Annotated in this window: 23 protein-coding genes and 4 pseudogenes; 6 read left to right on the top strand and 21 right to left on the bottom strand. The window is 65.5% G+C overall.

Going from position 1 to position 24,353, the window contains the following annotated elements:
• Window positions 1-33 precede the first annotated feature (33 nt).
• Window positions 34-996 carry an amino acid ABC transporter permease gene (locus EJA05_RS26125; RefSeq protein ID WP_125860790.1) on the top strand — a complete coding sequence of 321 codons (963 nt, stop codon included), beginning with the start codon at window positions 34-36 and terminating at the stop codon, window positions 994-996.
• Complete coding sequence (locus tag EJA05_RS26120) at window positions 989-1,723, top strand: amino acid ABC transporter ATP-binding protein (RefSeq protein ID WP_125861437.1); 735 nt, start codon at window positions 989-991, stop codon at window positions 1,721-1,723. Before EJA05_RS26125 ends, EJA05_RS26120 begins: the two co-directional genes overlap by 8 nt.
• 135 nt (window positions 1,724-1,858) lie before the next feature.
• Here EJA05_RS26120 and EJA05_RS26115 read toward each other — a convergent pair.
• The 12 genes and pseudogenes from EJA05_RS26115 to ubiE all read right to left on the bottom strand — a co-directional run.
• Window positions 1,859-3,796: pseudogene (locus EJA05_RS26115) on the bottom strand (methyl-accepting chemotaxis protein); the annotation flags it as partial.
• A gap of 168 nt (window positions 3,797-3,964) precedes the next feature.
• Window positions 3,965-4,678: a methyl-accepting chemotaxis protein gene (locus tag EJA05_RS28995; protein ID WP_407692109.1), complete on the bottom strand. Its 714-nt coding sequence runs from the start codon at window positions 4,676-4,678 to the stop codon at window positions 3,965-3,967.
• 141 nt (window positions 4,679-4,819) lie between these two features.
• Window positions 4,820-5,770, bottom strand: a pseudogene (locus tag EJA05_RS28990) (methyl-accepting chemotaxis protein); the annotation flags it as partial.
• Between the two features lie 210 nt (window positions 5,771-5,980).
• Entirely contained in the window at window positions 5,981-6,688 is a 708-nt protein-coding gene (locus EJA05_RS26105; RefSeq protein ID WP_125465851.1) for a 16S rRNA (uracil(1498)-N(3))-methyltransferase, read from the bottom strand.
• Window positions 6,685-7,476, bottom strand: a complete 792-nt coding sequence (gene tatC, locus EJA05_RS26100; RefSeq protein ID WP_125860788.1) for a twin-arginine translocase subunit TatC — start codon at window positions 7,474-7,476, stop codon at window positions 6,685-6,687. The genes EJA05_RS26105 and tatC overlap by 4 nt, the downstream gene beginning before the upstream one ends.
• On the bottom strand, window positions 7,473-7,850 hold the full coding sequence (gene tatB / locus EJA05_RS26095) for a Sec-independent protein translocase protein TatB (RefSeq protein ID WP_125860786.1): 378 nt from the start codon (window positions 7,848-7,850) through the stop codon (window positions 7,473-7,475). The genes tatC and tatB overlap by 4 nt, the downstream gene beginning before the upstream one ends.
• A 3-nt stretch (window positions 7,851-7,853) precedes the next feature.
• Window positions 7,854-8,126, bottom strand: a complete 273-nt coding sequence (locus EJA05_RS26090; protein WP_125465849.1) for a twin-arginine translocase TatA/TatE family subunit — start codon at window positions 8,124-8,126, stop codon at window positions 7,854-7,856.
• Between the two features lie 180 nt (window positions 8,127-8,306).
• Complete coding sequence (locus EJA05_RS26085; protein ID WP_125860784.1) at window positions 8,307-8,642, bottom strand: phosphoribosyl-ATP diphosphatase; 336 nt, start codon at window positions 8,640-8,642, stop codon at window positions 8,307-8,309.
• Between the two features lie 2 nt (window positions 8,643-8,644).
• Window positions 8,645-9,037 carry a phosphoribosyl-AMP cyclohydrolase gene (gene hisI / locus EJA05_RS26080; RefSeq protein WP_110994129.1) on the bottom strand — a complete coding sequence of 131 codons (393 nt, stop codon included), beginning with the start codon at window positions 9,035-9,037 and terminating at the stop codon, window positions 8,645-8,647.
• 73 nt (window positions 9,038-9,110) lie between these two features.
• Window positions 9,111-10,724, bottom strand: coding sequence for a ubiquinone biosynthesis regulatory protein kinase UbiB (ubiB, locus tag EJA05_RS26075; RefSeq protein ID WP_125860782.1), 1,614 nt, complete (start codon window positions 10,722-10,724; stop codon window positions 9,111-9,113).
• Complete coding sequence (locus EJA05_RS26070; RefSeq protein ID WP_125465848.1) at window positions 10,721-11,344, bottom strand: ubiquinone biosynthesis accessory factor UbiJ; 624 nt, start codon at window positions 11,342-11,344, stop codon at window positions 10,721-10,723. Before EJA05_RS26070 ends, ubiB begins: the two co-directional genes overlap by 4 nt.
• The gene (ubiE, locus tag EJA05_RS26065) at window positions 11,344-12,114 is read right to left on the bottom strand and encodes a bifunctional demethylmenaquinone methyltransferase/2-methoxy-6-polyprenyl-1,4-benzoquinol methylase UbiE (RefSeq protein ID WP_050707258.1); all 771 of its coding nucleotides are present in this window, start codon (window positions 12,112-12,114) and stop codon (window positions 11,344-11,346) included. Before ubiE ends, EJA05_RS26070 begins: the two co-directional genes overlap by 1 nt.
• A gap of 125 nt (window positions 12,115-12,239) precedes the next feature.
• Between ubiE and EJA05_RS26060 the strand changes: the two genes are divergently transcribed.
• The 4 genes and pseudogenes from EJA05_RS26060 to EJA05_RS28980 form a co-directional block, all read left to right on the top strand.
• Window positions 12,240-12,515 carry a polyhydroxyalkanoic acid system family protein gene (locus EJA05_RS26060; RefSeq protein ID WP_110994133.1) on the top strand — a complete coding sequence of 92 codons (276 nt, stop codon included), beginning with the start codon at window positions 12,240-12,242 and terminating at the stop codon, window positions 12,513-12,515.
• A 239-nt stretch (window positions 12,516-12,754) separates the two neighbouring features.
• The gene (locus EJA05_RS26055) at window positions 12,755-13,171 is read left to right on the top strand and encodes a phasin family protein (RefSeq protein ID WP_125465847.1); all 417 of its coding nucleotides are present in this window, start codon (window positions 12,755-12,757) and stop codon (window positions 13,169-13,171) included.
• A pseudogene (locus EJA05_RS28985) lies at window positions 13,098-13,520 on the top strand (phasin family protein); the annotation flags it as partial. The gene EJA05_RS26055 and the pseudogene EJA05_RS28985, both read left to right, overlap by 74 nt.
• Window positions 13,521-13,598: 78 nt before the next feature.
• A pseudogene (locus EJA05_RS28980) lies at window positions 13,599-13,913 on the top strand (hypothetical protein); the annotation flags it as partial.
• Window positions 13,914-13,999: 86 nt separating this feature from the next.
• Here the strand turns inward: EJA05_RS28980 and EJA05_RS26045 are convergent.
• The 9 genes from EJA05_RS26045 to EJA05_RS26000 form a co-directional block, all read right to left on the bottom strand.
• The gene (locus EJA05_RS26045) at window positions 14,000-14,614 is read right to left on the bottom strand and encodes a TetR/AcrR family transcriptional regulator (protein WP_125465845.1); all 615 of its coding nucleotides are present in this window, start codon (window positions 14,612-14,614) and stop codon (window positions 14,000-14,002) included.
• A gap of 4 nt (window positions 14,615-14,618) precedes the next feature.
• Complete coding sequence (gene phaC / locus EJA05_RS26040; protein ID WP_125860778.1) at window positions 14,619-16,301, bottom strand: class II poly(R)-hydroxyalkanoic acid synthase; 1,683 nt, start codon at window positions 16,299-16,301, stop codon at window positions 14,619-14,621.
• A gap of 177 nt (window positions 16,302-16,478) precedes the next feature.
• Complete coding sequence (phaZ, locus tag EJA05_RS26030) at window positions 16,479-17,330, bottom strand: poly(3-hydroxyalkanoate) depolymerase (RefSeq protein WP_125465843.1); 852 nt, start codon at window positions 17,328-17,330, stop codon at window positions 16,479-16,481.
• A gap of 64 nt (window positions 17,331-17,394) precedes the next feature.
• A complete protein-coding gene (phaC, locus tag EJA05_RS26025; RefSeq protein WP_125465842.1) occupies window positions 17,395-19,074 on the bottom strand; it encodes a class II poly(R)-hydroxyalkanoic acid synthase in 1,680 nt (559 codons plus the stop codon).
• Window positions 19,075-19,410: 336 nt separating this feature from the next.
• Window positions 19,411-19,788, bottom strand: a complete 378-nt coding sequence (locus EJA05_RS26020) for a gamma-butyrobetaine hydroxylase-like domain-containing protein (protein WP_125465841.1) — start codon at window positions 19,786-19,788, stop codon at window positions 19,411-19,413.
• A gap of 137 nt (window positions 19,789-19,925) precedes the next feature.
• Window positions 19,926-21,269 (bottom strand): ATP-dependent protease ATPase subunit HslU, encoded by a 1,344-nt coding sequence (gene hslU, locus EJA05_RS26015; RefSeq protein ID WP_125860776.1) that lies wholly within the window; start codon window positions 21,267-21,269, stop codon window positions 19,926-19,928.
• Between the two features lie 73 nt (window positions 21,270-21,342).
• A complete protein-coding gene (hslV, locus tag EJA05_RS26010; RefSeq protein ID WP_011536056.1) occupies window positions 21,343-21,873 on the bottom strand; it encodes an ATP-dependent protease subunit HslV in 531 nt (176 codons plus the stop codon).
• 201 nt (window positions 21,874-22,074) lie between these two features.
• On the bottom strand, window positions 22,075-23,346 hold the full coding sequence (locus tag EJA05_RS26005) for a dihydroorotase (protein WP_125860775.1): 1,272 nt from the start codon (window positions 23,344-23,346) through the stop codon (window positions 22,075-22,077).
• Window positions 23,343-24,347, bottom strand: coding sequence for an aspartate carbamoyltransferase catalytic subunit (locus EJA05_RS26000; protein ID WP_110994142.1), 1,005 nt, complete (start codon window positions 24,345-24,347; stop codon window positions 23,343-23,345). The genes EJA05_RS26005 and EJA05_RS26000 overlap by 4 nt, the downstream gene beginning before the upstream one ends.
• Between the last annotated feature and the right edge of the window lie 6 nt (window positions 24,348-24,353).

Here is a 24,353-nt window from a genome sequence, read left to right as displayed (position 1 = left end):
GGCTTGCGGCTTGTCGCTTTCTGGAGTGAGCACGTGATCAAACACAAGAAAGCACAGTGGCCCTGGCATGGGCTGACCGCGCTGGTCCTGGTGGGCCTGGCGTTCAGCCTGTACCTGGCCACCTCGATGATTTCCTATGAGTGGCGCTGGAACCGCGTTCCGCAATACTTCGCCTACAAGGCCGAGGAAACCCAGCGTGCCGCCAACCCAGGCACGGTCGAGGAAATCGTGGTGTCCGGCGACAACGCCCGGGTCACCCTGAAGGATGAAAGCGGCGACACCCAGGTGATCGAAGTGGCCAAGGACAGCATGCTGCTGGCCCGTGGCGACGACGTCGCCGAAGGCGATGCCATCGGTGTCACCCGCCATTGGGCCGCGGGGCCCCTGGCCTGGGGCCTGTGGACCACGCTCTGGCTGTCGGTGATTTCCGGCGCCCTGGGCCTGCTGATCGGCCTGTTTGCCGGGCTGTGCCGGCTGTCGAACAACCCGACCCTGCGTGACCTGTCCACGGTCTACGTCGAACTGGTGCGTGGCACGCCGTTGCTGGTGCAGATCTTCATCTTCTACTTCTTCATCGGCACCGTGCTCAACCTGAGCCGCGAGTTCGCCGGGGTGGCGGCGCTGGCATTGTTCACCGGCGCCTACGTGGCCGAGATCGTCCGTGCCGGCGTGCAGTCGATCGCCAAGGGCCAGAACGAGGCGGCACGCTCGCTGGGCCTCAACGGCGCCCAGTCGATGCGTCACGTGATCCTGCCGCAGGCGTTCAAGCGCGTGCTGCCGCCGCTGGCCGGGCAGTTCATCAGCTTGGTCAAGGACACCTCGCTGGTGTCGGTGATCGCCATCACCGAGCTGACCAAGAGCGGCCGCGAAGCCATCACCACTTCGTTCTCGACCTTCGAGATCTGGTTCTGCGTGGCAGGCCTGTACCTGCTGATCAACCTGCCGCTGTCGCACATCGCCAGCCGGCTCGAGCGGAGGCTTGCGCAAAGTGATTGAAGTCCGTGACCTGCTGAAAGTCTTCGACACCCGTGGCCAGGTGGTGCGCGCGGTGGACAACGTCACCACCCAGGTCGCCAAGGGCGAAGTGGTGGTGGTGCTCGGCCCGTCCGGCTCGGGCAAGTCGACCTTCCTGCGCTGCCTTAACGGCCTGGAACACTTCGACCAGGGCCATGTCGCCATCGACGGCCTGCAACTGGCCGACCCGAAGACCGACATCAACGCCTACCGCCGCGAAGTCGGCATGGTGTTCCAGCACTTCAACCTGTTCCCGCACATGACCGTGCTGGAGAACCTGTGCCTGGCGCAGAAGGTGGTGCGCAAGCGCGGCAAGGCCGAGCGTGAAGCCAAGGCCCGGGCGCTGCTGGAAAAGGTCGGCATATCGCAGAAGGCCAACGAGTTCCCGTCGCGCCTGTCCGGTGGCCAGCAGCAGCGGGTGGCGATTGCCCGCGCCCTGGCGATGGAGCCCAAGGTGATGCTGTTCGACGAGCCGACCTCGGCGCTCGACCCGGAAATGGTCGGCGAGGTGCTGGACGTGATGAAAACCCTTGCCCAAGAGGGCATGACCATGGTCTGCGTAACCCACGAAATGGGCTTCGCCCGTGAAGTGGCCGACCGTGTGCTGTTCTTCGATCACGGCAAGCTGCTGGAGGATTCGCCGCCAAGCCAGTTCTTCGACGCACCGAAAGATCCGAGGGCGCAAGCCTTCCTGCGCCAGGTGCTCTGAAGCAGTTGCGAGCCGCAAGCCGCAAGCGACAAGAAGAAGCCGAACCGCGAATGCCCAGGCAACGCGTGGTGCTTTTTCTTGCAGCTTGTAGCTTGTAGCTTGCAGCTGCTTCAAAGGTTGAACCTCCCCACCATCCCCCACCATCCCCCGCAATTCCCGCCCCAACTGCCCCAACTCCACGCTGGACGCCGCCGTCTGCTCGCTGGCCGTGCTGGTCTGGTCCGACACATCGCGCACGTTCATCACACTGCGGTTGATCTGCTCGGCCACCACGCTCTGCTCTTCGCTGGCCGTGGCGATCTGCTGGTTCATGCCCTGGATGGTCGAGACGGTCGCGGTGATCTGCCCAAGTGCTTCACCGGCCTTGCGGCTGAGCTCGACGCTCTGTCCGGTGAGGCGCTTGCTGTCGTCGAGCAGCCCCATGACCTGCTCGGTGCCGCTGTGCAGGTTGCCGATAAGTTGCTCTATCTCTTCGGTCGACTGCTGGGTGCGCTGGGCCAGGCCACGCACCTCGTCGGCGACCACGGCAAAGCCACGCCCGGCCTCGCCGGCCCGCGCGGCTTCGATGGCCGCGTTGAGCGCCAGCAGGTTGGTCTGCTCGGACACCGACTTGATCACGTCGAGGATCGAGCCGATGCGCTGGCTTTCTTCTGCCAGATGGGCCATGGCCTGCTGGCAGTGCTCCATCTGCCCGGCGAGCTGCTCGATGCGCTCGATGGCCTGGGCCACCACCTGATCGCCCAGCTGCGCCTGGTGGTCGGCGGTGGTTGCGGCCTGCGACGCCTGTTCGGCGTTCTGTGCCACTTCCTGCACGGTGGCGCTCATCTGGTTCATCGCCGTGGCCACCTGGTCGGTCTCTTCCTTCTGCTGGCCGACCCGGTGCTGGGTTTGCTCGCTGACCGTTGCCAGCTCGTCCACCGCTTGAGACAAGCGGGTGACGCCATGGTCGATACCGCCCAGCAGCTCACGCAGGCTCAGGGTCATGGTGCGCATGCTGCCCTGCAGTTGCCCAAGGTCGTCGCTGCGGGTGACGTCGTCTATCTGGCTCAAGTCGCCTTTGGCGATACGTTCGGCCTGAAGCAAGGTCTGTTTCAGCGGCACGGTGATCTGCTGGCTGATCAGCCAGGCCGCCAAGCCGCCGATCAACAGGGCCAGCAGGGCGACGCTGGTCATCAGGCTGCGTGAGGCCAGCGCTTGTTCGTCGCGCAGGGCGATCTGATTGTCGCTGAGTTCGCGGCTGCTGGTGGTGATCTGGTCGCCCAGCTGCTCCATCTCGTTCTGCAGCAACTCCACGGCGATCGCTGAGCGCGCGTACTGGCGCAACTGCTCGCGGTACCGGGCCAGACCGGCGGCAACGGGGGCGCTCAGGCGTTCATCCAGGCCCAGGCGCCGTACCAGTTGGTCGAGCTGCCCGAGTGTGGCTTGCGCTGCATCCATGGCGGGTTGGCCGACTTCCTCGAAGGCTTGCAGCGGGTCGCTGTAGTAGGCCGGGATGGCGGCGCGCTGGTTGGCCATTTCCACATGGCGGTTGAGCGTATCGATCAGGGTGAGTGCCTGGCCCTGGGCGGCCGGTTGGTCGAGCTGGCTCAAGCGCTTGACCAGCTCACCTTGCAGGGCGCTGATGTGCTGATCCTGCTCGGACTCCTGCTGCTGCAGGGCTGTGTGGTGCTGCTGGCGTGTCGCCACGGCCTGCTGCAGTTTTTCGAAGTCAGCCCGGTAGCGCTCAACCAAGTCGCGCTTCTCGGCGATCAGGCGCACGTTCTCCGGGGACAGGTAGCGTGGGCGCATGGTTTCTATCAAGGTTTCGAGCTGCTTGATGGTCTGTGCAAGCTGGGTGCGGCTCTGATCGTCGCTGAGCACGCGGAAGGTAATGCGCTCGGCGCGCAGGTCCTTGCTGAGCTCGTTGAGCTGGGCGATCTGGCTGAGCTTTTCCGAGCGGTCGATGGCATCACCCAGGGCCTGCCAGCCGGTCAGGGTGGTCAGCAGGGTGAGCAACAGGACCAGGGCAAAGCCCATGGCCAGCTTGAGGCGCACGCTGAGGTGGCCGAGCATGCGGTTGAGCGGTCCGAGCATGGTGAGTCTCCGGCGATGAGGGCGCCCTGCGTGACGCGGGGCGTGTACATCCTGCTCATCGGCCGGGGAGGCGTAAGACTGTACCTGCGAATTGCGTAGGAGGATTCCCTTCGACGCATAGGAGAAGTCGTGACCGGGTAGCCCTGAGGGGCCCGGCCACGCCGGGCGTTACAGCCTGAACTTGGCGACCAGACCCTGCAGGTGGGTGCCCAGGCGCGCCAATTCGACACTGGAGCTGGCGGTCTCTTCACTGGCGGCGGAGGTCTGGTCGGAGATATCGCGTACGTTCATCACGCTGCGGTTGATCTCCTCGGCCACCGCACTCTGCTGCTCGGCAGCCGTGGCGATCTGCTGGTTCATCGCCTGGATCGACGAGACGGTGCGGGTGATGGTTTCCAGCGAGCCGCCGGCGCGGCGGGTCAGCTCGACGCTGCTGTCGGTGAGGCTGCGGCTGCTGTCCATCACGCTGGCTACGCGCTGGGTGCCATTTTGCAGGCCGGCGATCAGCTCTTCGATCTCTTCGGTCGACTGCTGGGTACGCTGGGCCAGGCTGCGCACCTCGTCGGCGACCACGGCGAAACCGCGCCCGGCTTCGCCGGCACGGGCGGCTTCGATGGCCGCGTTGAGCGCCAGCAGGTTGGTCTGTTGCGCAACCGACTTGATCACGTCGAGCACGCTGCCGATCTTGTCACTTTCAGCCTTGAGCTGGTTCATCGCTTCGCTGGAGTTCACCACTTCGTGGGCCAGGCGTTCGATCTGGGTAATTGCCTCGGTCACCACCTTGTCGCCTTCGCGGGCCTGCTGGTCGGCCATCAGTGCCGCCTCCGAGGCCTGTTCGGCATTGCGCGCCACTTCCTGCACGGTGGCGGCCATCTCGTTCATGGCGGTGGCCACCTGGTCGGTCTCGACCTTCTGGTTGTTCACCCCGGCGCTGGTCTGTTCGGTCACCGCCGACAGCTCCTCGGCGGCGCTGGCGATCTGCGTGACGCCGTCGCCGATGCCGCTGATCAGCTGGCGCAGGCCCTGGGTCATGCGCTGCATGCTGGCCTGCAGCTGGCCCAGCTCGTCGCGGCGGTCGGCCTGCAGGTCCTGGCTGAGGTCGCCATTGGCCACGCGCTCGGCGGCGGTCAGGGTCTGGCGCAGGGGCACGATGATCTGCCGGGTGATGGCCAGGGCGGCCAGCACGCCCAGCAGCAGCGCCAGGGCGGTGGCGCCGGCGAGCAGGGTCTTGGCCTGCTGGGTGCCCTGGTCGCGGACCTTGGTCTGCGACAGGGTCATTTCCTGGCTGGTGCTGATCAGCAGCTGGCCTTGGGCGGCCATGCGCTGCAGGGTTTGTTCGCTGGCGGACTGGGCGCTGCCGAACTGGTTCACCGCGTCACGGTAGGCGGCCAGGGCCTCGGCGGCATCGTCGAGGCTGGCGGCGTATTCGGCAGGGAGCTTGGCCGGCAGGGCCTTGAGCACGGCCATGGCCTGGTCGATGGCGGTGAGGGCGGTCTGCTGGAACTCGGCCTTGCCGCTGTAGGTGTAGCCGCGCACCTGGAAGCGCGCCTGCTGCAGCAAGGCGCTGGTTTCCACGGTTTGCTGGTATTGCTGGATATCGCCGGCCTGCAGCAGGCGCTGCTGAACCTTGCCGATCAATGCGGCGGCCTTGTCGGCGCTGTCGCCCAGCAGGCCACGGCTGGCTTCGCGGCGCTGGCCGGCCTGCTTGAGCTCGGCGAAGGCCTGTTGGTATTCGCGCACGGCGCCTTGTTGCTGATCCAGGCGCTGGCGGTCGGCGGGGAGCTCGATCTGGCCGAGCATCAGCTGTACCTGGCGTTCGAGGTTGGCCAGGGCTTTTTCCAGTTCGGCCACCGAGGCCTCGTCGCGGTTGCGCTCATAGTGCTGGCGAGCGATGCGCAGGTCCTGGGTGTACTGGTGGATGACCGAGATATTACCGAGCTTGTCGCCCCGGCTGGTCACGCTGTCGATCCCCATCCACCCGGTGAAGGTGATGCCCAGGGTGAACAGCAGTACCAGGCCGAAGCCGATCCCCAACTTGCGATTGACGCTTACATTCCCCAGTGACTGGGCAAACCAACGGTACATAGACGACTCCCCGGCGCGTGGCAGTGCGGATTATTGTTCTGTTGCAAAGGCCATCGGCGTGCGTCGGGGAAACTTGATGGGCGAAAGCTGACCCGTTTGTCAGAAAATTCGCGAAAGCAGGGCAGTGACAGCCGTCTCGACCCGCAGGATGCGATCACCCAGCTGCACCGGCGCCAGGCCGGCCTTGTGCAGCAGGTCGACTTCATACGGGATCCAGCCGCCTTCGGGGCCGATCGCCAGGGTGACCGGGCCTTCCACGGCGCGCGGGCAGGCCGGGTAAGGGCCGGGGTGGCCGACCAGGCCAAGGGTGCCAGCAGCGATGGCGGGCAGGCGGTCCTCGACGAATGGTTTGAAGCGTTTTTCGATGATGACTTCCGGCAAGACCGTGTCGCGGGCCTGTTCCAGGCCCAGGATGAGGTTTTCCCGGATCGTTTCGGGGTTGAGGAACGGCGTCTGCCAGAAACTCTTCTCGACCTTGTAGCTGTTGACCAGGATCAGCCGCTCAACGCCCAGGGTGGCGATGGTCTGGAACAGCCGGCGGAGCATTTTCGGCCGGGGCACGGCCAGCACCAGGGTGAGCGGCAGCTTGGCGGGTGGCGGCTGGTGGAAGGCCACCTGAAGCTCGGCTTCATGGCCTTCGAGGCGGACCACCTCGGCCTTGCCCATCAAACCGTTGATACGCCCGACGCGCAGGCTGTCGCCCACCGCCACGCCGTGGATCTCCTGCATGTGGGTGAAACGGCGGTCGGCGAGGATGACGCGGTCGGCCGACACGAAGTCGGCCTCTTCGAGAAGCAACAGGTTCACGGTTGGGTCGCTGGCGGTTGGTCGTTGTGGTCTTCGTTTTGTTCGTCGTGTTCGTGGCTGCGCTTGCGGATCAGGCTGCCGCACAGCACGCCGATCTCGAACAGCAGCCACATGGGCACGGCCAGCAGGGTCTGGGAGAAGATGTCCGGCGGCGTCAGTACCATGCCGACCACGAAGCAGCCGATGATCACGTACGGGCGGATCTTCTTCAGGTACTGCACGTCGACCACGCCGATCCACACCAGCAGCACCACGGCCACCGGAATCTCGAAGGCCACGCCGAAGGCGAAGAACAAGGTCATGACGAAGTCGAGGTAACTGGCGATGTCGGTCATCATCGACACGCCCTCGGGGGTGGCGCTGGCGAAGAAGCCGAAGATCAGCGGGAACACCAGGAAGTAGGCGAAGGCCATGCCGGCGTAGAACAGGAAGATGCTCGACACCAGCAGCGGGATGGCGATGCGCTTTTCGTGGCGGTACAGCCCTGGCGCGATGAAGCCCCAGATCTGCTGGAGGATGAACGGGATCGCCAGGAACAGCGAAACGATCATGGTCAGCTTGAACGGCGTGAGGAACGGCGAGGCCACGTCGGTGGCGATCATCGTCGCGTTGGCCGGCAAGTGCGCGCGCAGCGGCGCCGACACCAGGGTATAGATCTGCTGGGCGAAGGAGAACAGCCCGGCGAAGATCAGGAAGATGGCGGCGACGCATCGCAGCAGGCGGGTGCGCAGCTCGGTCAGGTGCGAAACCAGCGGCATCGGCTGGTCGTTTTCCGGGTTATCGCTCATGGGGCTCGCGGCGGTGGTGGCGGCTCGGAGGGTTGCGGCGCAGCGGCAGGTGGCGTCGGTGCTGCGTCGGCGGCGGGTGCTGCTGGGGTTGCGGGTGCATCAGTGCCGGGCTGGGCGGCAGGCGGCGCCAGTGGATTGAGGATGCGCTTGGCTTCCTGTTCCATCTGCAGGATGTGCTCGTTGTGCAGCTGGCGGCGGATGTCGTCGGCGCCGATTTCGCGCTCGACCTCCATCTTGATCGCATTGAAGCTGCGCTTGAGCCGGCCTATCCACAGGCCTGCGGTGCGCGCGGCGCCCGGCAGGCGCTCGGGGCCGAGCACCAGCAGGGCGACCAGGCCGACGAGCAGCAGCTCACTGAAACTGATGCCGAACATGGGTCAGTCTTTCCGCTGCGGCTCTTGGACCGGCTGCGCCTGGCCCTCGATGGTGTGGCCCTGGGCCTGCTGCGCGGTGTTCTGCACCGGTGGCACGGGCTGGGCGGGCGGCGGGGTCTGCTCGGCCGGCTTGCTTTCTTCTTCGTTCATGGCCTTGCGAAAGCCCTTGATCGATTCGCCCAGGTCGCTGCCGAAGTTCTTCAGCTTCTTGGTGCCGAACACCAGCACGACGACGACCAGCAGGACGATCCAGTGTTTCCAGTCGAAAATGCCCATCTCAAACTCCTGAAAATGTGTGTCGGCCAGCGAGACCGATCAAGCGCCTACAGGCCATGCAGGACCTGTGGGAGCGGGTTCATCGGGGCGCCGAACCGCCGCGAACACGGGCGAAACCATTGCCCGGCATTGCGGCGCCTGCTTCGCGGGTGAACCCGCTCCCACAGGGGCTGTGATAAGTCAGGCAGACGGCTGTCGCGCCGCCTTCTCGTCGTGGCCGGACAGGCCGAACCGGCGATCCAGTTCGTCCAACACCGCCTGCGGGTGCTGGCCCAGCGCGCTGAGCATGACCAGGCTATGAAACCACAGGTCGGCGGTCTCATAGATTACATCGCTGTAATCCTTGCTGGCGGCGGCATCCTTGGCGGCGATGATGGTCTCGATCGACTCTTCGCCGAGTTTCTCGAGGATCTTGTTCAGGCCCTTGTGATAGAGGCTGGCCACATAGCTGCTGTCGGGGGCGGCGTGCTTGCGTTCTTCCAGCACTTCGGCGAGGCGGTTCAGCGTGTCGCTCATGTTCAGTGTCCTGCGCTGTAGATGGCGTCCGGGTCCTTCAGGACCGGATCGACGATTTTCCACTGGCCGTCTTCGAAGACGCGGTAGAAGCAACTTTCGCGGCCGGTATGACAGGCGATATGGCCCAACTGCTCGACCATCAGGATGATCACGTCGGCGTCGCAGTCCAGGCGCATTTCGTGCAGTTTCTGCACATGGCCCGACTCTTCGCCCTTGCGCCACAGCTTGCCCCGCGAGCGCGACCAGTAGATGGCGCGGTTTTCGGCGGCGGTCAGCACGAGGGATTCACGGTTCATCCAGGCCATCATCAGCACGCGCCCGGTCTTGTGGTCCTGGGCGATGGCCGGTACCAGGCCATCGCTGTTCCACTTGATCTCGTCCAGCCAGTCTTTCATCGTCGACTCCAAACCGGGCCCGCTCCCGTACCGGGCCCCTGTGCGCTAGTGTGCCAGCCAGCCGCGCGGCTGGCTATCGGCGCACGATCAGGTACAAGCCTGCGGCCAGCATCAACCAGGCCGGCCACGCCGCCGGGGCGCTCAGGCTCACGGCGCCGGTGGCCAGCGTGGCGCCGCCGGCCAGCAGGCCGGCACCGAGCAGGCGCAGCGCCCAGTTGTCGCCCTGGCGACGGCGTTCGGGCAGTTGCGGGTCGTGCAGGTGCGGCTGCGACAGGCGTTCGAGCAGGTCGCGGGTCATGTCGGCCAGGTGCGGCAGTTGCTCGGCCTGGCTGTACAGGTTGCCGAACACCGCCTTGGGGCTCATGCGCTCGCGCATCCAGCGTTCGAGGAACGGCTTGGCGGTGCTCCACAGGTCCAGGTCGGGGTACAGCTGGCGGCCCAGGCCTTCGATGTTGAGCAGGGTCTTCTGCAGCAGCACCAGTTGCGGCTGGACTTCCATGTTGAAGCGCCGGGCGGTCTGGAACAGGCGCATCAGTACCTGGCCGAAGGAGATGTCCTTGAGCGGCTTTTCGAAGATCGGCTCGCACACGGTGCGGATCGCCGCTTCGAACTCGTTGACCTTGGTCTGCGCCGGCACCCAGCCCGAATCGATGTGCAGTTGCGCCACGCGGCGGTAGTCGCGCTTGAAGAAGGCGATCAGGTTGCGCGCCAGGTAGTCCTGGTCCTCGGCGGTGAGGCTGCCGACGATGCCGCAGTCGATGGCGATGTACTGCGGGCTCCACGGCTTGACCGTGCTGACGAAGATGTTGCCCGGGTGCATGTCGGCGTGGAAGAAGCTGTCGCGGAACACCTGGGTGAAGAACACCTCGACACCGCGCTCGGCCAGCAGCTTCATGTCGGTGCGCTGGTCGGCCAGGGTGGCCATGTCGGTGACCGGCACACCGTAGATGCGCTCCATGACCAGCACCTTGGGCCGGCAGAAGTCCCAGTACACCTGGGGCACGTACATCAGCTCCGAACCTTCGAAGTTGCGCCGCAGCTGGCTGGCGTTGGCCGCCTCGCGCAGCAGGTCGAGCTCGTCGTAGATGGTCTTTTCGTAGTCGCCGACGATCTCGACCGGGTGCAGACGGCGGGCATCGGCCGAGGCGCGCTCGGCGGCCTTGGCGATCAGGAACAGCCAGGCCAGGTCCTGGGCGATCACCGGCTTGAGGCCCGGGCGCACCACCTTGACCACCACTTCTTCGCCGCTTTTCAGGCGTGCGGCGTGCACCTGGGCTACCGAAGCGGAGGCCAGCGGCTCGACGTCGAAACGGCTGAACACCTCGCCAACCTTGGCCCCCAGCTGCTCTTCGATCAGCGCCACGGCGTGCTGCGGGTCGAACGGCGGCACCCGGTCCTGCAGCAGCATCAGCTCGTCGGCGATGTCGGTGGGCAGCAGGTCACGGCGGGTGGACAGCAGCTGGCCGAACTTGATGAAGATCGGCCCCAGGTCCTGCAGCGCCAGGCGCATGCGCGCACCACGGCTGAGCTCGAGGGGTTTGCGCGGCAGCCAGCGCCAGGGCATCAGCAGGCGCAGGCTGGCCAGCCACCAGGGCAGCAGGGGCTGTTCGAACAGCAGGTCATCGAGGCGGTAGCGGATCACGACGCGCTGGATGCGCAACAGACGGCGGACGGCGAGCAGCTTCATGCGTTATCGCTGGTATCAAGAGTGTGGGCGAGGCGGCGCAGGCGCGCCTCGAGACGTTCGATGTCGACTTTGAGCGCATCGAGTTCGCTGAACGCCGCTTCGGCTTCGCGTTTGCCGACCAGGGTGCGGGACTCTTCGGCCAGGTACTCGGAAAGGTTCTGGCTGAAACGGGCCAGGCCTTGCCTGGTCCAGCGCGCGCGCAGGCGCACGTGGCCGGCGAGCAGCGCGGTGGGTACCGGGCCGAGCCAGCGTTGCAGCTCGTGCTCCCAGTCCAGTTCCAGGTCCTGCAGCACCGCGACCAGGTCGAGCAGCACGGCGCTGTCACCGTGCAGTTCGACCTGCGGGCTGTGCAGCACGGCGCTCTTGTCCTTGCTCAGGGCCAACTGGGCCAGGCGCCCGGCCGGGGCGCGCAGGGTGCAATCGACCTCGCCCTCCCAGTGGGCGGCCAGCATCAGGCCTTCTTCATCGGGCAGCACGAACAGCTTGAGGGCCGGCTGCACGCAGTCGATCTCGATGACCTGGCCCTCCAGCGCGGCCAGCCGCGGCAGTGCCGTGCTGTCCATGCGCAAGACCCGGTTGAGGCCGTGTTCGACGCTGGCGAGAAGGCCGGCCAGGAGCATCAGGGTTTGATCCCCCGGTGCACGGCGACGATGCCGCTGGTCATGTTGTGGTAGGTGACGCGGTCGAAGCCAGCTTCGACCATCATGCTCTTGAGCGTTTCCTGGTCGGGGTGCATGCGGATCGACTCGGCGAGGTAACGGTAGCTCTCGGAGTCGTTGGTGATCAGCTTGCCGGCCAGTGGCATGAAGGCGAACGAGTAGGCGTCGTAGGCCTTGGACATCAGCTTGTTGGTGGGCTTGGAGAATTCCAGGATCAACAGCCGGCCACCGGGCTTGAGCACGCGCAGCATCGAGCGAATGGCTTCGTCCTTGTGCGTCACGTTGCGCAGGCCGAAGGCGATGGTCACGCAGTCGAAGTGGTTGTCCGGGAACGGCAGCTTCTCGGCGTCGGCCTGGACGAACTCGATGTTGCCGGCCACGCCCCGGTCGAGCAGGCGGTCACGGCCGACCTTGAGCATCGAGTCGTTGATGTCGGCCAGTACCACTTGGCCGGTCGGGCCGACCAGGCGCGAGAACTTGGCGGCCAGGTCGCCGGTACCACCGGCGATGTCCAGCACCCGGTTGCCGCTGCGCACACCGGACAGCTCGATGGTGAAGCGCTTCCACAGGCGGTGCATGCCGCCGGACAGCACGTCGTTCATCAGGTCGTACTTGGCGGCGACGGAGTGGAAGACCTCGGCGACTTTCTTCGCCTTCTGGCTCTCGGGCACGTCCTGGTAGCCGAAGTGGGTGGTGGGTTCGGCGTGGTCGCCTTTGCGCTGGTCGGTCATTTCGCTTCACCAGAAAAAAATTACCGCCATTCTAGGGGCATCGGGCGGATTTGTCTTCGCGGGGTGTGCCGTGGCGGGGTGGCGGGCATAATGGCGATTATGTCTACATCAGCAGGAACACCCGCATGACCCAGATCAGCGTCGAACGCAAACACTCCCTCGGCCGCGAAGCCGCCCGCGCCAAGGCCGAAGCGCTGGTGGACAAGCTCAGCCGCGAATACGACCTCAAGGCCAGTTGGAACGGCGACCGGGTAGACGTGACCCGCAGCGGTGCCAATGGCAGCGTGCACATCTTTGACGACAGCATCCGCGTCGAGCTCAAGCTGGGCATGATGCTGTCGATGATGGGCGGCACCATCAAGGGCGAGATCGAGCGGGCGCTGGACAAAGCCCTGGCCTGAGGCCGCGAGGTCCTTGCTGTTTGCGGGGGCAGGCTTTGTGGGAGCGGGCTTGCCCCGCGATAGCGATTGCCGGGGCTGACGCTATCGCGGGGCAAGCCCGCTCCCACGATCCCCGTACACACTAGCCCCGCATCGCCACACCTTAGGGTGAGGATTCTAATTATTCCGCCTACCTTCACGCTCAAGCCCTACCACCCTGGGCTCATCCTCCCTCCCCAAATGAGCATGAGGTACAGAGCATGGCCAAAGTGAATCTCAAGCAGGACGACGCCCAGGGCACCCTGGGCGAAGTGCGCGGTTACGCGCGCAAGATCTGGCTGGCTGGCATCGGTGCATACGCCCGTGTCGGCCAGGAAGGCTCCGACTACTTCAAGGAACTGGTCAAGGCCGGTGAAGGCGTCGAGAAGCGCGGCAAGAAACGCATCCATAAAGAACTCGATGCGGCCAACCACCAGCTCGACGAAGCTGGCCAGGAAGTGACCCGCGTGCGGGGCAAGGTCGAGGTCCAGCTGGACAAAATCGAGAAAGCCTTCGACGAGCGCGTCGGCCGCGCCTTGAATCGCCTCGGCATTCCGTCTAAACATGACGTTGAGGCGTTGTCCATCAAGCTTGAACAGCTGCACGAGCTGCTCGAGCGCGTCGCGCACAAACCATAAGGAGAGCAGGATGGCTGGCAAGAAGAACACCGAAAAAGAAGGCAGCTCCTGGATCGGCGGAATCGAGAAGTACTCCCGCAAGATCTGGTTGGCTGGCCTGGGTATCTATTCCAAGGTCGACCAGGACGGTCCGAAGCTGTTCGATTCGCTGGTGAAGGATGGCGAGAAAGCCGAGAAGCAGGCGAAGAAAAGCGTCGACTCGGCAGCCGACTCGGCCAAGTCCGCCACCACCTCGCGGGTATCGGATGTCAAGGAACGCGCACTGGGCAAGTGGAGCGAACTCGAAGAGGCCTTCGACAAGCGCCTGAACAGCGCCATCTCGCGCCTGGGCGTGCCCAGCCGCAACGAGATCAAGGCACTGCACCAGCAGGTCGACACGCTGACCAAGCAGATCGAGAAGCTGACCGGCGCTTCGGTCACGCCGGTATCCAAGGCCGCCGCCAGCAAGACGGCTGCCAAGCCACTGGCCAAGGCAGCTGCCAAACCGGCCGCCAAGACCGCTGCGGCGAAACCTGCGGCCAAGCCTGCGGCTAAAACCGCTGCAGCCAAGCCGGCTGCTGCCAAGCCTGCGGCCAAACCGGCAGCGGCGAAGAAACCAGCAGTCAAGAAAGCACCTGCGGCCAAACCTGCGGCAGCCAAGCCGGTAGCAGCGGCACCTGCCGCCACCGCCGCCCCGGCGCCGAGCGCGGCCCCGGCCAGCGCCACCCCGTCGGCACCGGTGAACGTGGCCGCCCAGGCCTGATACCGCGTCGCCTTCATCGCGGGGCAAGCCCGCTCCCACAATGGCTACTCAGGCCAACGTGGGAGCGGGCTTACCCCGCGATCATTTCACCCCTCCAGATACCTCATCGCCAGCTGCTCCGCCGCCGTGCGCGCCGGCGCCTGCAAGTGCGGCGCCACCAGCATCATCACCTGGTACACCACCACCCCCACATCGCCTTCACGCCCCAGTACCCGCTGGTAATCCAGCGAACAGATCAGGGTCAGGGCGATCTGTTCCACCAATTGCCCCAAGGCTTGCGTTTCGCTGGTCACCAGGCCCTGGCTCTTGAGGCTGGCCAGCAGCGCGGCGAGGGTGCGCTTGAGCGCGTTGATCAGGCTGCGCATGCCCCGCGCCAGCTTGGGCAGGCGCCCGGTGAGGTTGGACAGGTCCTGGAACAGGAAGCGGTACTGGGCCATGCGCTCGACGATCAGGTGCAGGAACAGCCAGTAGTCCTCGGCGTCCAGGCGCACGTCCAGCGGTGGGTCGAGCAGCGGCATCAGCTGTTCTTCGAAGCGCTCGAACAGGCCGATCACCAGCGGCTCCTTGCCGTGGAAGTGGTAGTACAGGTTGCCTGGGCTGATCCCCAGTTCGTTGGCGATCTCCAGGGTCGAGACGTTAGGTTCGCCCTGGCGGTTGAACAGCAGCAGGGCGCATTCGAGGATGCGGTCGCGGGTCTTCATTCAGTCAGCGTGCCAGTACGTAGGTGCCTGGCGCGGGGGCCAGCGGTGGGTAGGTGGCGTTGCCCAGCTCGGTGCGCGGTGCCTTGAGCGTACCGGAGCGCTGGCTGATCCACTCCAGCCACTGCGGCCACCAACTGCCGTCGCGGCGCTCGGCATCGTAGAACCAGGCGCGCGGGTCACCGGACAGCTTGGGGTTATCCAGGTAATAGGCCTTGGGGTTGCCGGGCGGGTTGATGATGCTCTGGATATGCCCGCTGTGCGACAGCACGAAGCGTCGCTCGCCACCCAGCAGCAGGGCCGAGCGGTACACCGCGTCCCAGGGGGTGATGTGGTCGTTGCTGCCGGCCACGGTGAAGCTGTCCAGGTCGACCTGCTTGAGGTCGATGGGCGTGCCGCACACCTCCAGCCCGTCGGGGTGGGGCAACGGGTTGTGCTTGAAAAAGTCCAGCAGGTCGCCGTGCAGGGCGGCCGGCAGGCGGGTGTTGTCGGCGTTCCAGTAGAGGATGTCGAAGGCCGGCGGGGTCTTGCCCATCAGGTAGTTGTTGACCCAGTAGTTCCAGATCAGGTCGTTGGGCCGCATCCAGGCGAAGATCCGCGCCACCTCGCCGCCGTCGAGCACGCCGCGCTGATACGAGCGGCGCTTGGCCGCCTCGATGGTCTGTTCGTCGGCGAACAGGCTGGCGGGGCTGTCGAACTGGCTGTCGAGCAGGCTCACCAGGTAGGTGGCGCTGCGCACCTTGCGCAGTTGGTTCTTGGCTTGCAGGTGGCCCTGCAGCGCGGCCATGGTCAGGCCGCCGGCGCAGGCGCCCATCAGGTTCGGGTCGCGGCTGCCGCTGACGCTGCGGCAGGCGTTGAGCGCCTCTTCCAGGGCCTGCACGTAGCTCGACAGGCCCCACTCGCGATGGCGCGGGTCGGGGTTGCGCCAGCTGATCATGAATACCTGCAGGCCGTTCTTGAGCATGTACTGGACGAAGCTGTTGGTCGGGCTGAGGTCGAAGATGTAGAACTTGTTGATCTGCGGCGGCACCACCAGCACTGGCCGGGCGTACTGCTTTTCGCTCATCGGCTTGTACTGGATCAGCTCCAGCAGCTCATTGCGAAACACCACCGCGCCAGGCGTGGCGGCGAGGTTGCCGCCGACCTCGAAGGCGCGCTCGTCCACCTGGCGTGGCAGCCCGTCGTTGTGGCGCAGGTCGTCGAGCAAGTGGCCAACGCCACGCAGCAGGCTCTGGCCGCCGGTGTTGAGCAGCTCCTTGACCGCCAGCGGATTGAGCAGCGAGTTGCTCGGGGCGATGGCGTCGTTGATCAGGTTGAACAGGAACTGCGCGCGCACGCGATCATCGTGGGACAGCGAGCTTTCCTCGACCCACAGGCGGGTCTGTTTCTGCCAGGCCAGGTAGGCCTGCAGGCTGCGCCGGTAGAACGGGTTCTGGCTCCAGGTGGGGTCACTGAAGCGGCTGTCGCGCGCGTGCGGCTGGAAGGGGGTGTCGCCGAGCATCACCCGGCCCAGGGTGCCGCCCAGCTCCAGCAGGTGTTTTGCCGTGTGCAGCGGGTGGCGCAGGCCATGGCGACCGACATGGCGCAGCGTCGAAAGCAGGTCGCGGCCGCGCAGGCCAGTGATCGCGTTCTGCACGTTCATGCTGGTGGCCGGGACCGGTATCGTCCCTGTTGCCGGTTTGTCTTTCATGCCAACACTCCATCGTTATAGCAATCGGGCCGCTCTGGTGGTGCTGCGCATCACTGCCTGACCCACCAGAGACCTGTGGGAGCGGCGTTAGCCGCGAACACCGGCGTAGCCGGTGCCATTCACCGTGTCGCTTGCTTCGCGGCTAAAGCCGCTCCCACAGACGCCAGCGCGTCTGCATCAGCCGCCCGAGGCGGGCCGGGGGTGCATGACCGCGCGCTGGCGCTCTTGCTGGAGGAATTTCATGATGATCGGGGCGACGGCCTCGGCCCGGGTGATCAGGAACAGGTGGCCATCGTCGATTATGTGTAGCTGGGCATTGGGAATCCGCCAGGCCAGCAGGCGCATGTTGACCAGGGGGATCAGCGGGTCGTCGTCGCCGGCCAGCACCAGGGTGGGTTGTTGGATCTTGTGCAGCCAGTGGATGCTGGTCCAGCCGAGCCCGGCGAACAGCTGCCAGTAGTAGCCCATCTTGCCGCCGGAGCGCACTTTCGAGGCGTGGTGCAGCGCCAGGTCCGGGTCGCGGCGAAAGGCACCGCCATAGATCATGGGGGCGATGCGGATCACGTGGGAGGGCTGGATGTAACGCCGGGGGCTGGCCATCAGCCACAGCACCTTGGGCTTGCCCGGCACCATCACCGCACCGGCGGCGGTGGCGGCCAGCACCAGCTTCTTGCAGCGTTCGGGGTAGTCGTGGGCGAACTGCTGGGCAAGCGCCCCGCCCCAGGACACACCGATGGCATTGACCTGGCCGTAGTCGAGGTAGTCGAGCATGCGCGCGGTCAACTTGGCCAGGCCGGGGAAGCGGTACGGGTGACGCGGCGTCGACGAGCCGCCGACCCCGGGCACGTCGAAGGCGATCACTTCCAGGTCCGGGTCCAGCGCCTCGATGAAGGGGAACACCAGTTCGAGGTTGGCGCCGATGCCGTTGAAGATCAGCAGCGGCGTCAGGTGCGGCTTGCCCGGGCGCACCGCGGTGCGGATGGACTGATCGTCCAGCTCGACGGTGCGGAAGATGTAGGGTTGCGGCATACGCGTGACTCTGGGGTGAAGGTAGCGCCGCGATGCGCCTGCCGGCACATCACGGCGGTTGGGCTCAACGCTCGTGCACGTAGGTTCCCGGTGCGGCCTCGCCTGCGCCATAGGTGCGGTTGCCCAGGCGGGTCGGCGCCTTCTTCAGTTCCCCGGCGCGATCGCCCAGCCACGTCTGCCAGTGCAGCCACCAGGAGTCGGCGTGCTTGACCGCGTTCTCCTGCCAGGCCAGCGGGTCGTCCGGGCGGTCTTCACCGGTCATGAAGCGCGCCTTGGGGTTGCCCGGCGGGTTGAGGATGCTCTGGATATGGCCGCTGTTGGACAGCACGAATTCGATCTTGCCGCCGAACAGGTGCGCCGAGCGGTAGCACGACTGCCACGGGGTGATGTGGTCGGCGGTACCGGCGACGCTGAAGATGTCGCAGTCGACCTGCTTCAGGTCGATGGCGGTGCCGCACACCTCCAGGGCATTGGCGCGGATCAGCGGGTTGTTCTTGAACATTTCGATCAGGTCGCCGTGGAAGGCGGCCGGCAGGCGCGTGGTGTCGTTGTTCCAGAACAGGATGTCGAACACGGGCGGTGAATTGCCCAGCAGGTAGTTGTTGACCCAGTAGTTCCAGATCAGGTCGTTGGGGCGCATCCAGGCGAACACCTTGGCCATGTCGCTGCCCTCGAGCACCCCGGACTGGTAGGAGTGGCGCTTGGCGGCTTCCAGCGTCTGCTCGTCGACGAACAGCGCCACCTCGGTGTCGATCGTGGTGTCGAGCACGCTGACCAGCAGGGTCAGGGCGTTGACCTTCTTCTCGCCCAGGGCCGCGTAGTGGCCCACCAGCGCGGTGCAGGTGATGCCCCCGGAGCAGGCGCCGAGCATGTTCAGGTCCTTGCTGCCGGTGATCGCCAGCACCGCGTCGACCGCTTCCTTGAGGGCGTCGATGTAGGTGGACAGGCCCCACTCGCGCTGGGCCTTGGTCGGGTTGCGCCAGCTGATGATGAAGGTCTGCTGCTGCGAGCGCAGGCAGAAGCGCGCCAGGCTCTTTTCCGGGCTCAGGTCGAACACGTAGAACTTGTTGATCTGCGGCGGCACCACCAGCAGCGGGCGGCTGTGCACCTGCTCGGTGATGGGTTTGTACTGGATCAGTTCGAGCACGTCGTTGCGGTACACCACCGCGCCTTCGCTGGTGCCCAGGTTCTTGCCCACCTCGAAGGCTTCCATGTTCACCTGGCTGGGCATGCCGCCGTTGTTGACCATGTCCTTGGCGAGGTTGGACAGCCCGTCGAGCAGGCTCTTGCCGCCGGTTTCGAAGAAGCGCTTGATCGCCGCCGGGTTGGAGAGGGTGTTGGTCGGTGCCATGGCTTCGGTCATCAGGTTGATGACGAACTGGCCACGGGTGATGTCCTGGGGCGACAGGTCGCTTTCGCCGATCCAGTCGTTGAGCTCCTTGCGCCAGGCCAGGTACGTCTGCAGGTAGCGCCGGTACAGTGGGTTGTGGCTCCAGGCCGGGTCCTGGAAGCGACGGTCGTCGCCACCGGGCTGCAGGCTGGATTTGCCCAGCAGCACGTTCTTCAGTTCCAGGCCGAAATGCGCCACGTGCTTGGCACTGTGCAATGGCTGGCGAACCGCCTGGCGCAATACCGTGCGCGCCGACGTGAGCAAATCCTTACGGCGAATGCCGATGACCGGGTTCAGCCCCAGGGTGTTCTCCGAGGCCTGCCGCTGCAACTCATCGTTGTTCTTGTTACTCATCTACGACGCTCCGTTGTCCTGAGACGAGTACCGGTGTGCTGTGACAGCCCGGTACTGCTACTCGGGTGACCAGTGATAAGGAACAGCGGTGCTGCGACCGGATGCGTGTCGATGATGAGCTGCGGGGGTTTCTGCGTGTGAAGACAACCTGCTTTCGCTCGCGACCTCTACATACCGGCCTGGCCCTGCTTGCCGAGAAGGCGATGCAGGGAACTTGCCAGCTCCATTGGTTACCCGACTTTCATGTAATGCGCAAGACAGCCAGTCTTTGGCCGCCATTCACGCATTCAAGCAGATGAGATTAGAAAATGCGCTCTAAAACCTGGAGGCCCCGCGCTAGAGCATCAGCTTGACGACCGACTCGGCGGGGTCGCGGGATTTGCCGGCCTTGTGCAGTTCATCCAGGTACTCGGCCCACAGTTGTTCCTGGCGCAGACACAGTTGTTCGAGGTATTCCCAGGTGAACAACCCTGAGTCATGGCCGTCGTCGAAGGTCAGTTTCAGTGCGTATTGGCCGGCAGGCTCCAGGCCGCTGAGGCCTACGTTGATCTTGCCAAATTGCAGGATGGGATTGCCGTGGCCCTGGACCTCGGCGGAAGGGGAGTGCACCCGCAGGAACTCGGCAGGCAGGTGGTAGACCTCGCCGGGGGCGTAGGTGAGGGTGAGGGTTTTCGAGGCTTTGTGCAGGTTGATGGCGGTGGGCAGGCGGGCCATGGGCTTCTCTCTTGAGCTTCAAGCTGCAAGCTTCAAGCTTCAAGAAGCGATATTCAAGCCATCGCGGATAAACAGGAGAGAGGTGATGCTGCAAGCGACGCAAATCAGCTTGTCGCTTGCAGCCTACAGCTTGCCGCTTACAGGATGTAGCGCGACAGGTCTTCGTTCTGCGCCAGCTCACCCAGGTGGCTGTTCACATACGCGGCGTCGATGTGGATCGGCGTCTCGTCGTGGGCGCTGGCCAGGTCACCGGCACTGAACGACACCTCTTCGAGCAAACGCTCGAGCAGGGTGTGCAGGCGGCGGGCACCGATGTTCTCGGTTTTCTCGTTGACCTGGAAGGCGATCTCGGCCAGGCGCTTGAGGCCCTCGTCGGCGAACTCGATGTTCAGGCCTTCGGTCTTCAGCAGCGCTGCATACTGCTCGGTCAGCGAGGCGTGCGGCTCTTTGAGGATGCGCTCGAAGTCTTCCGGGGTCAGGGCCTTGAGCTCGACGCGGATCGGCAGGCGACCCTGCAGCTCGGGCACCAGGTCGCTCGGCTTGCTCAGGTGGAACGCACCGGAGGCGATGAACAGGATGTGGTCGGTCTTGACCATGCCCAGCTTGGTGTTGACGGTGCAGCCTTCGATCAGCGGCAGCAGGTCGCGCTGCACGCCTTCGCGGGACACATCGGCGCCGCCGACGTTGCCACGCTTGGCCACCTTGTCGATTTCGTCGATGAACACGATGCCGTGCTGCTCGACCGCTTCCAGGGCCTTGGCCTTGAGCTCTTCGTCGTTGACCAGGCGGCCGGCTTCTTCATCGCGGACCATCTTCAGCGCGTCCTTGACCTTCAGCTTGCGCGCCTTGCGCTTGCCCTTGCCCATGTTGGCGAACAGGCTCTGCAGCTGGTTGGTCATCTCTTCCATGCCGGGCGGCGCGGCGATCTCGACACCGACCGCGTCGGCCACTTCGATCTCGATTTCCTTGTCGTCCAGCTGGCCTTCACGCAGGCGCTTGCGGAACAACTGGCGGGTGTTGGAATCGCTGCTCGACTGTGCAGCCTCTTCGGCGAAGCTGCTGGTGCGCGCCTGCGGCAGCAGGGCGTCGAGAATACGGTCTTCGGCGGCGTCTTCGGCGCGGTGGCGCACACGGACGATCTCTTGCTCGCGGAGCATCTTCAGCGCGGCATCGGCCAGGTCGCGGATGATCGATTCGACGTCACGGCCGACGTAGCCGACTTCGGTGAACTTGGTCGCTTCGACCTTGATGAACGGCGCGTTGGCCAGCTTGGCCAGGCGACGGGCGATTTCGGTCTTGCCCACGCCGGTGGGGCCGATCATCAGGATGTTCTTCGGGGTGACTTCGGCACGCAGTTCGGCAGGCAGCTGCATGCGCCGCCAGCGGTTGCGCAGGGCAATGGCGACGGCGCGCTTGGCGTCGTCCTGGCCGATGATGTGGCGGTTCAGTTCGTGAACGATTTCGCGGGGGGTCATGGACATGATCAATAGGGTCCTAAGGCGCAGTCATCAGTGTGGAAAAGTCCCGCTGTTGGCGGGACGCCAAAACAACTGATTACTCGGCCAGGTCCTGCTCCTCGATGGTCAGGTTGTGGTTGGTGAACACGCAGATGTCGCCGGCGATGTTCAGGGCAGCCTCGGTGATTTCCCGGGCCGACAGGTCGGTCTTGTTCAGCAGGGCGCGCGCTGCGGCCTGGGCGTAGCCGCCGCCGGAACCCATGGCGATCAGGCCGTCTTCGGGTTCGACCACGTCGCCGTTGCCGGTGATGATCAAGGAGGCGTCCTTGTTGGCTACCGCCAGCATCGCTTCCAGGCGGCTCAGGGAACGGTCGGTACGCCATTCCTTGGCCAGTTCGACGGCGGCGCGCACCAGGTGGCCGGAGTGTTTCTGCAGCTGGGCTTCGAAGCGCTCGAACAGGGTGAAGGCGTCGGCGGTGGCACCGGCGAAGCCGGCGATGACCTGGCCGTTGTACAGGCGGCGGACCTTCTTGGCGTTGCCTTTCATCACGGTGTTGCCGAGGGAAACCTGGCCGTCGCCGCCCATGACGACTTTGCCGTTACGGCGGACAGAAACGATGGTAGTCAAGGGAGAGTCTCCACGCAGCGGGGCGAAAATGCCTGATGGAGAGTCATATGGGGGTGGGGGGATGGATTTCAACCTTGAGGGATGAGTGGTCGGCGTCGAACAGGCTCATCGCTGTTGCTGCATTCGCGGGTAAACCCGCTCCCACAGTGGCTCGATACCCTGTGGGAGCGGGTTTACCCGCGAAATGGGCGGTGCGGTCTGTCAGGCCTCGTGGCAGATGTGCCCATCGACCAAGGTATAACGCACCGCGCCCGGCAGGCAGTGGCCGATGAACGGGCAGTTCTCGCCGCGCGACAGCCACTGCTCGCCCGCCACTGTCGAGGCTTGCGGATCGAACAGCACCAGGTCGGCCGCGCCGCCTACTTTCAGCTCACCCGCCGGCAGGCGCATGGCCGCCGCCGGGCCGCTGCTCAGCCGCGCCATCAGCGTCGGCAGGTCGAGCAGGCCGTCCTCGACCAGGGTCATGGCCAGCGGCAGCAACAGCTCGACGCTGCTGATGCCCGGCTCGGTGGCACCGAACGGCGCCAGCTTGGCATCGCGCTCGTGGGGCTGGTGGTGGCTGGAGATCGCCTGGATCACGCCCGACTTCACCGCCTCACGCAGGCCGTCACGGTCGGCGGCGCTGCGCAGCGGCGGCTGCACGTGGTACAGGCTGGAGAAATCGCGCAGCGCTTCGTCGGTGAGAATCAGCTGGTACAGCGCCACGTCGGCGGTGACCGGCAGCCCCAGTTGCTGGGCCTGGGCAATCAGCCGTGCGCCGCGGGCGCTGGTGATCTGGCTGAAGTGCGCGCGCACGCCGCTCTGCTCGACCAGCAGCAGGTTGCGGGCCAGGGCCACGGTCTCGGCGCTTTCGGGGATGCCGGGCAGGCCGAGGAAGCTGGCCATCGGCCCTTCGTGGGCCAGGCCGCCCTGGGACAGGTCGCGGTCCTGGGAGTGGAACACCACGGTCAGGTCGAAGGTCGCCGCGTATTCCAGGGCGCGGGCCAGGGTGCGGTTGTTGGGGATCTCTTTCAGGCCGTTGCCGAAGGCCACGCAACCGGTGTCGCGCAGGGCCACCAGCTCGGCCAGTTGCTCGCCTTCCAGGCCTTTGGTCAGGGCACCGATCGGGTACACCTTGCTGTTGGCCGCTTCGCGGGCGCGGTCGAGGATCAGTTCGGCCACCGCCGAGGTGTCCAGCACCGGCTTGGTCTGCGGCGGGCAGCACAGGCTGGTGACGCCGCCGGCGACCGCTGCGCGGGTTTCACTGGCGATGGTGCCCTTGCGGCTGTAGCCCGGCTCGCGCAGCGAGACGCCGAGGTCGACCAGGCCCGGCGCGGCGACTAGGCCGTCGGCCTGGATCGTGCGGCTGGCGCTGAAGCCTGCCGTGGCTGCGCCGATGGCGGCAATGCGACCGCCTTCGAGGTGCAGGTCGGTGATGGTGTCCAGGCCGCTGGCAGGGTCGATTACCCGAGCGCCGATAATGCTGAGGGTCACTGGGCGTTCTCCTGCTCGATTTGACGTTGCGCGTTCTGCCCGCTCATGGCCATGGACAGCACGGCCATGCGCACGGCGATGCCGTAGGTGACCTGGTTGAGGATCACCGAGTGCTTGCCGTCGGCCACCGCCGACTCGATCTCCACGCCCCGGTTGATCGGGCCGGGGTGCATGACGATGGCGTCGGGCTTGGCGCCGGCCAGGCGTGCGGTGGTCAGGCCGAACAGGCGGTAGAACTCGCCCTCGCTGGGCAGCAGGCCGCCGGCCATGCGCTCACGCTGCAGGCGCAGCATGATCACCACGTCAACGTCCTTGAGGCCTTCGGCGAGGTCGGTGTAGACCTTCACCCCGTACTGCTCGATGCCGATCGGGATCAGGGTTTTCGGGCCGATCACGCGGATGTCCGGGCAGCCCAGCGCCTTGAGCGCGAGCATGTCCGAGCGGGCTACGCGCGAGTGCAGGATGTCGCCGACGATGGCCACCGACAGGTTCTCGAAGCTGCCCTTGTGCCGACGGATGGTCAGCATGTCGAGCATGCCCTGGGTCGGGTGGGCGTGACGGCCGTCGCCGCCATTGATCACCGCCACGTCCGGGCACACATGCTCGGCGATGAAGTGGGCGGCGCCGGAGTCGGAGTGGCGCACGACGAACATGTCGGCAGCCATGGCTTCGAGGTTGCGCAGGGTGTCGAACAGGGTCTCGCCCTTGCTGGTCGAGGAGGTCGACACGTTCAGGCTGATCACGTCGGCCGACAGGCGCTGGGCGGCCAGTTCGAAGGTGGTGCGGGTACGGGTGGAGTTCTCGAAGAACACGTTGCACACGGTCTTGCCGCGCAGCAGCGGGACTTTCTTCACGGCCCGGGCGCCGACTTCGAGGAACGAGTCGGCGGTGTCGAGGATCTCGGTGAGCAGTTCGCGGGGCAAACCGTCGAGTGAGAGGAAGTGGCGCAGCTGGCCCTGGTCATTGAGCTGCAGCGGGCGCTTGGCGTCGAATGGCGTCATCGCGGG

It is taken from the genome of Pseudomonas oryziphila (assembly GCF_003940825.1).
Taxonomy (GTDB): Bacteria; Pseudomonadota; Gammaproteobacteria; order Pseudomonadales; family Pseudomonadaceae; genus Aquipseudomonas; species Aquipseudomonas sichuanensis.
The sequence above is the reverse complement of the archived record's forward strand: the minus strand, read 5'-3'. Positions and strand labels throughout refer to the sequence as shown.

Bases quoted from the DNA above. Each gene is read 5' to 3' on its own strand.
- EJA05_RS26090 (WP_125465849.1), bottom strand. From the start codon at position 8,126: ATGGGCATTTTCGACTGGAAACACTGGATCGTCCTGCTGGTCGTCGTC.
- ubiE (WP_050707258.1), bottom strand. From the start codon at position 12,114: ATGACCGACCAGCGCAAAGGCGACCACGCCGAACCCACCACCCACTTC.
- EJA05_RS26085 (WP_125860784.1), bottom strand. From the start codon at position 8,642: ATGAGCGACACGCTGAACCGCCTCGCCGAAGTGCTGGAAGAACGCAAG.
- hslU (WP_125860776.1), bottom strand. From the start codon at position 21,269: ATGTCCATGACCCCCCGCGAAATCGTTCACGAACTGAACCGCCACATC.
- EJA05_RS26045 (WP_125465845.1), bottom strand. From the start codon at position 14,614: ATGAAGACCCGCGACCGCATCCTCGAATGCGCCCTGCTGCTGTTCAAC.
- tatC (WP_125860788.1), bottom strand. From the start codon at position 7,476: ATGAGCGATAACCCGGAAAACGACCAGCCGATGCCGCTGGTTTCGCAC.
- EJA05_RS26055 (WP_125465847.1), top strand. From the start codon at position 12,755: ATGGCCAAAGTGAATCTCAAGCAGGACGACGCCCAGGGCACCCTGGGC.
- ubiB (WP_125860782.1), bottom strand. From the start codon at position 10,724: ATGAAGCTGCTCGCCGTCCGCCGTCTGTTGCGCATCCAGCGCGTCGTG.
- tatB (WP_125860786.1), bottom strand. From the start codon at position 7,850: ATGTTCGGCATCAGTTTCAGTGAGCTGCTGCTCGTCGGCCTGGTCGCC.
- phaZ (WP_125465843.1), bottom strand. From the start codon at position 17,330: ATGCCGCAACCCTACATCTTCCGCACCGTCGAGCTGGACGATCAGTCC.
- phaC (WP_125860778.1), bottom strand. From the start codon at position 16,301: ATGAAAGACAAACCGGCAACAGGGACGATACCGGTCCCGGCCACCAGC.
- hisI (WP_110994129.1), bottom strand. From the start codon at position 9,037: ATGAAAGACTGGCTGGACGAGATCAAGTGGAACAGCGATGGCCTGGTA.
- EJA05_RS26060 (WP_110994133.1), top strand. From the start codon at position 12,240: ATGACCCAGATCAGCGTCGAACGCAAACACTCCCTCGGCCGCGAAGCC.
- EJA05_RS26000 (WP_110994142.1), bottom strand. From the start codon at position 24,347: ATGACGCCATTCGACGCCAAGCGCCCGCTGCAGCTCAATGACCAGGGC.
- EJA05_RS26070 (WP_125465848.1), bottom strand. From the start codon at position 11,344: ATGCTCCTGGCCGGCCTTCTCGCCAGCGTCGAACACGGCCTCAACCGG.
- EJA05_RS28995 (WP_407692109.1), bottom strand. From the start codon at position 4,678: ATGAACGAGATGGCCGCCACCGTGCAGGAAGTGGCGCGCAATGCCGAA.
- phaC (WP_125465842.1), bottom strand. From the start codon at position 19,074: ATGAGTAACAAGAACAACGATGAGTTGCAGCGGCAGGCCTCGGAGAAC.
- EJA05_RS26020 (WP_125465841.1), bottom strand. From the start codon at position 19,788: ATGGCCCGCCTGCCCACCGCCATCAACCTGCACAAAGCCTCGAAAACC.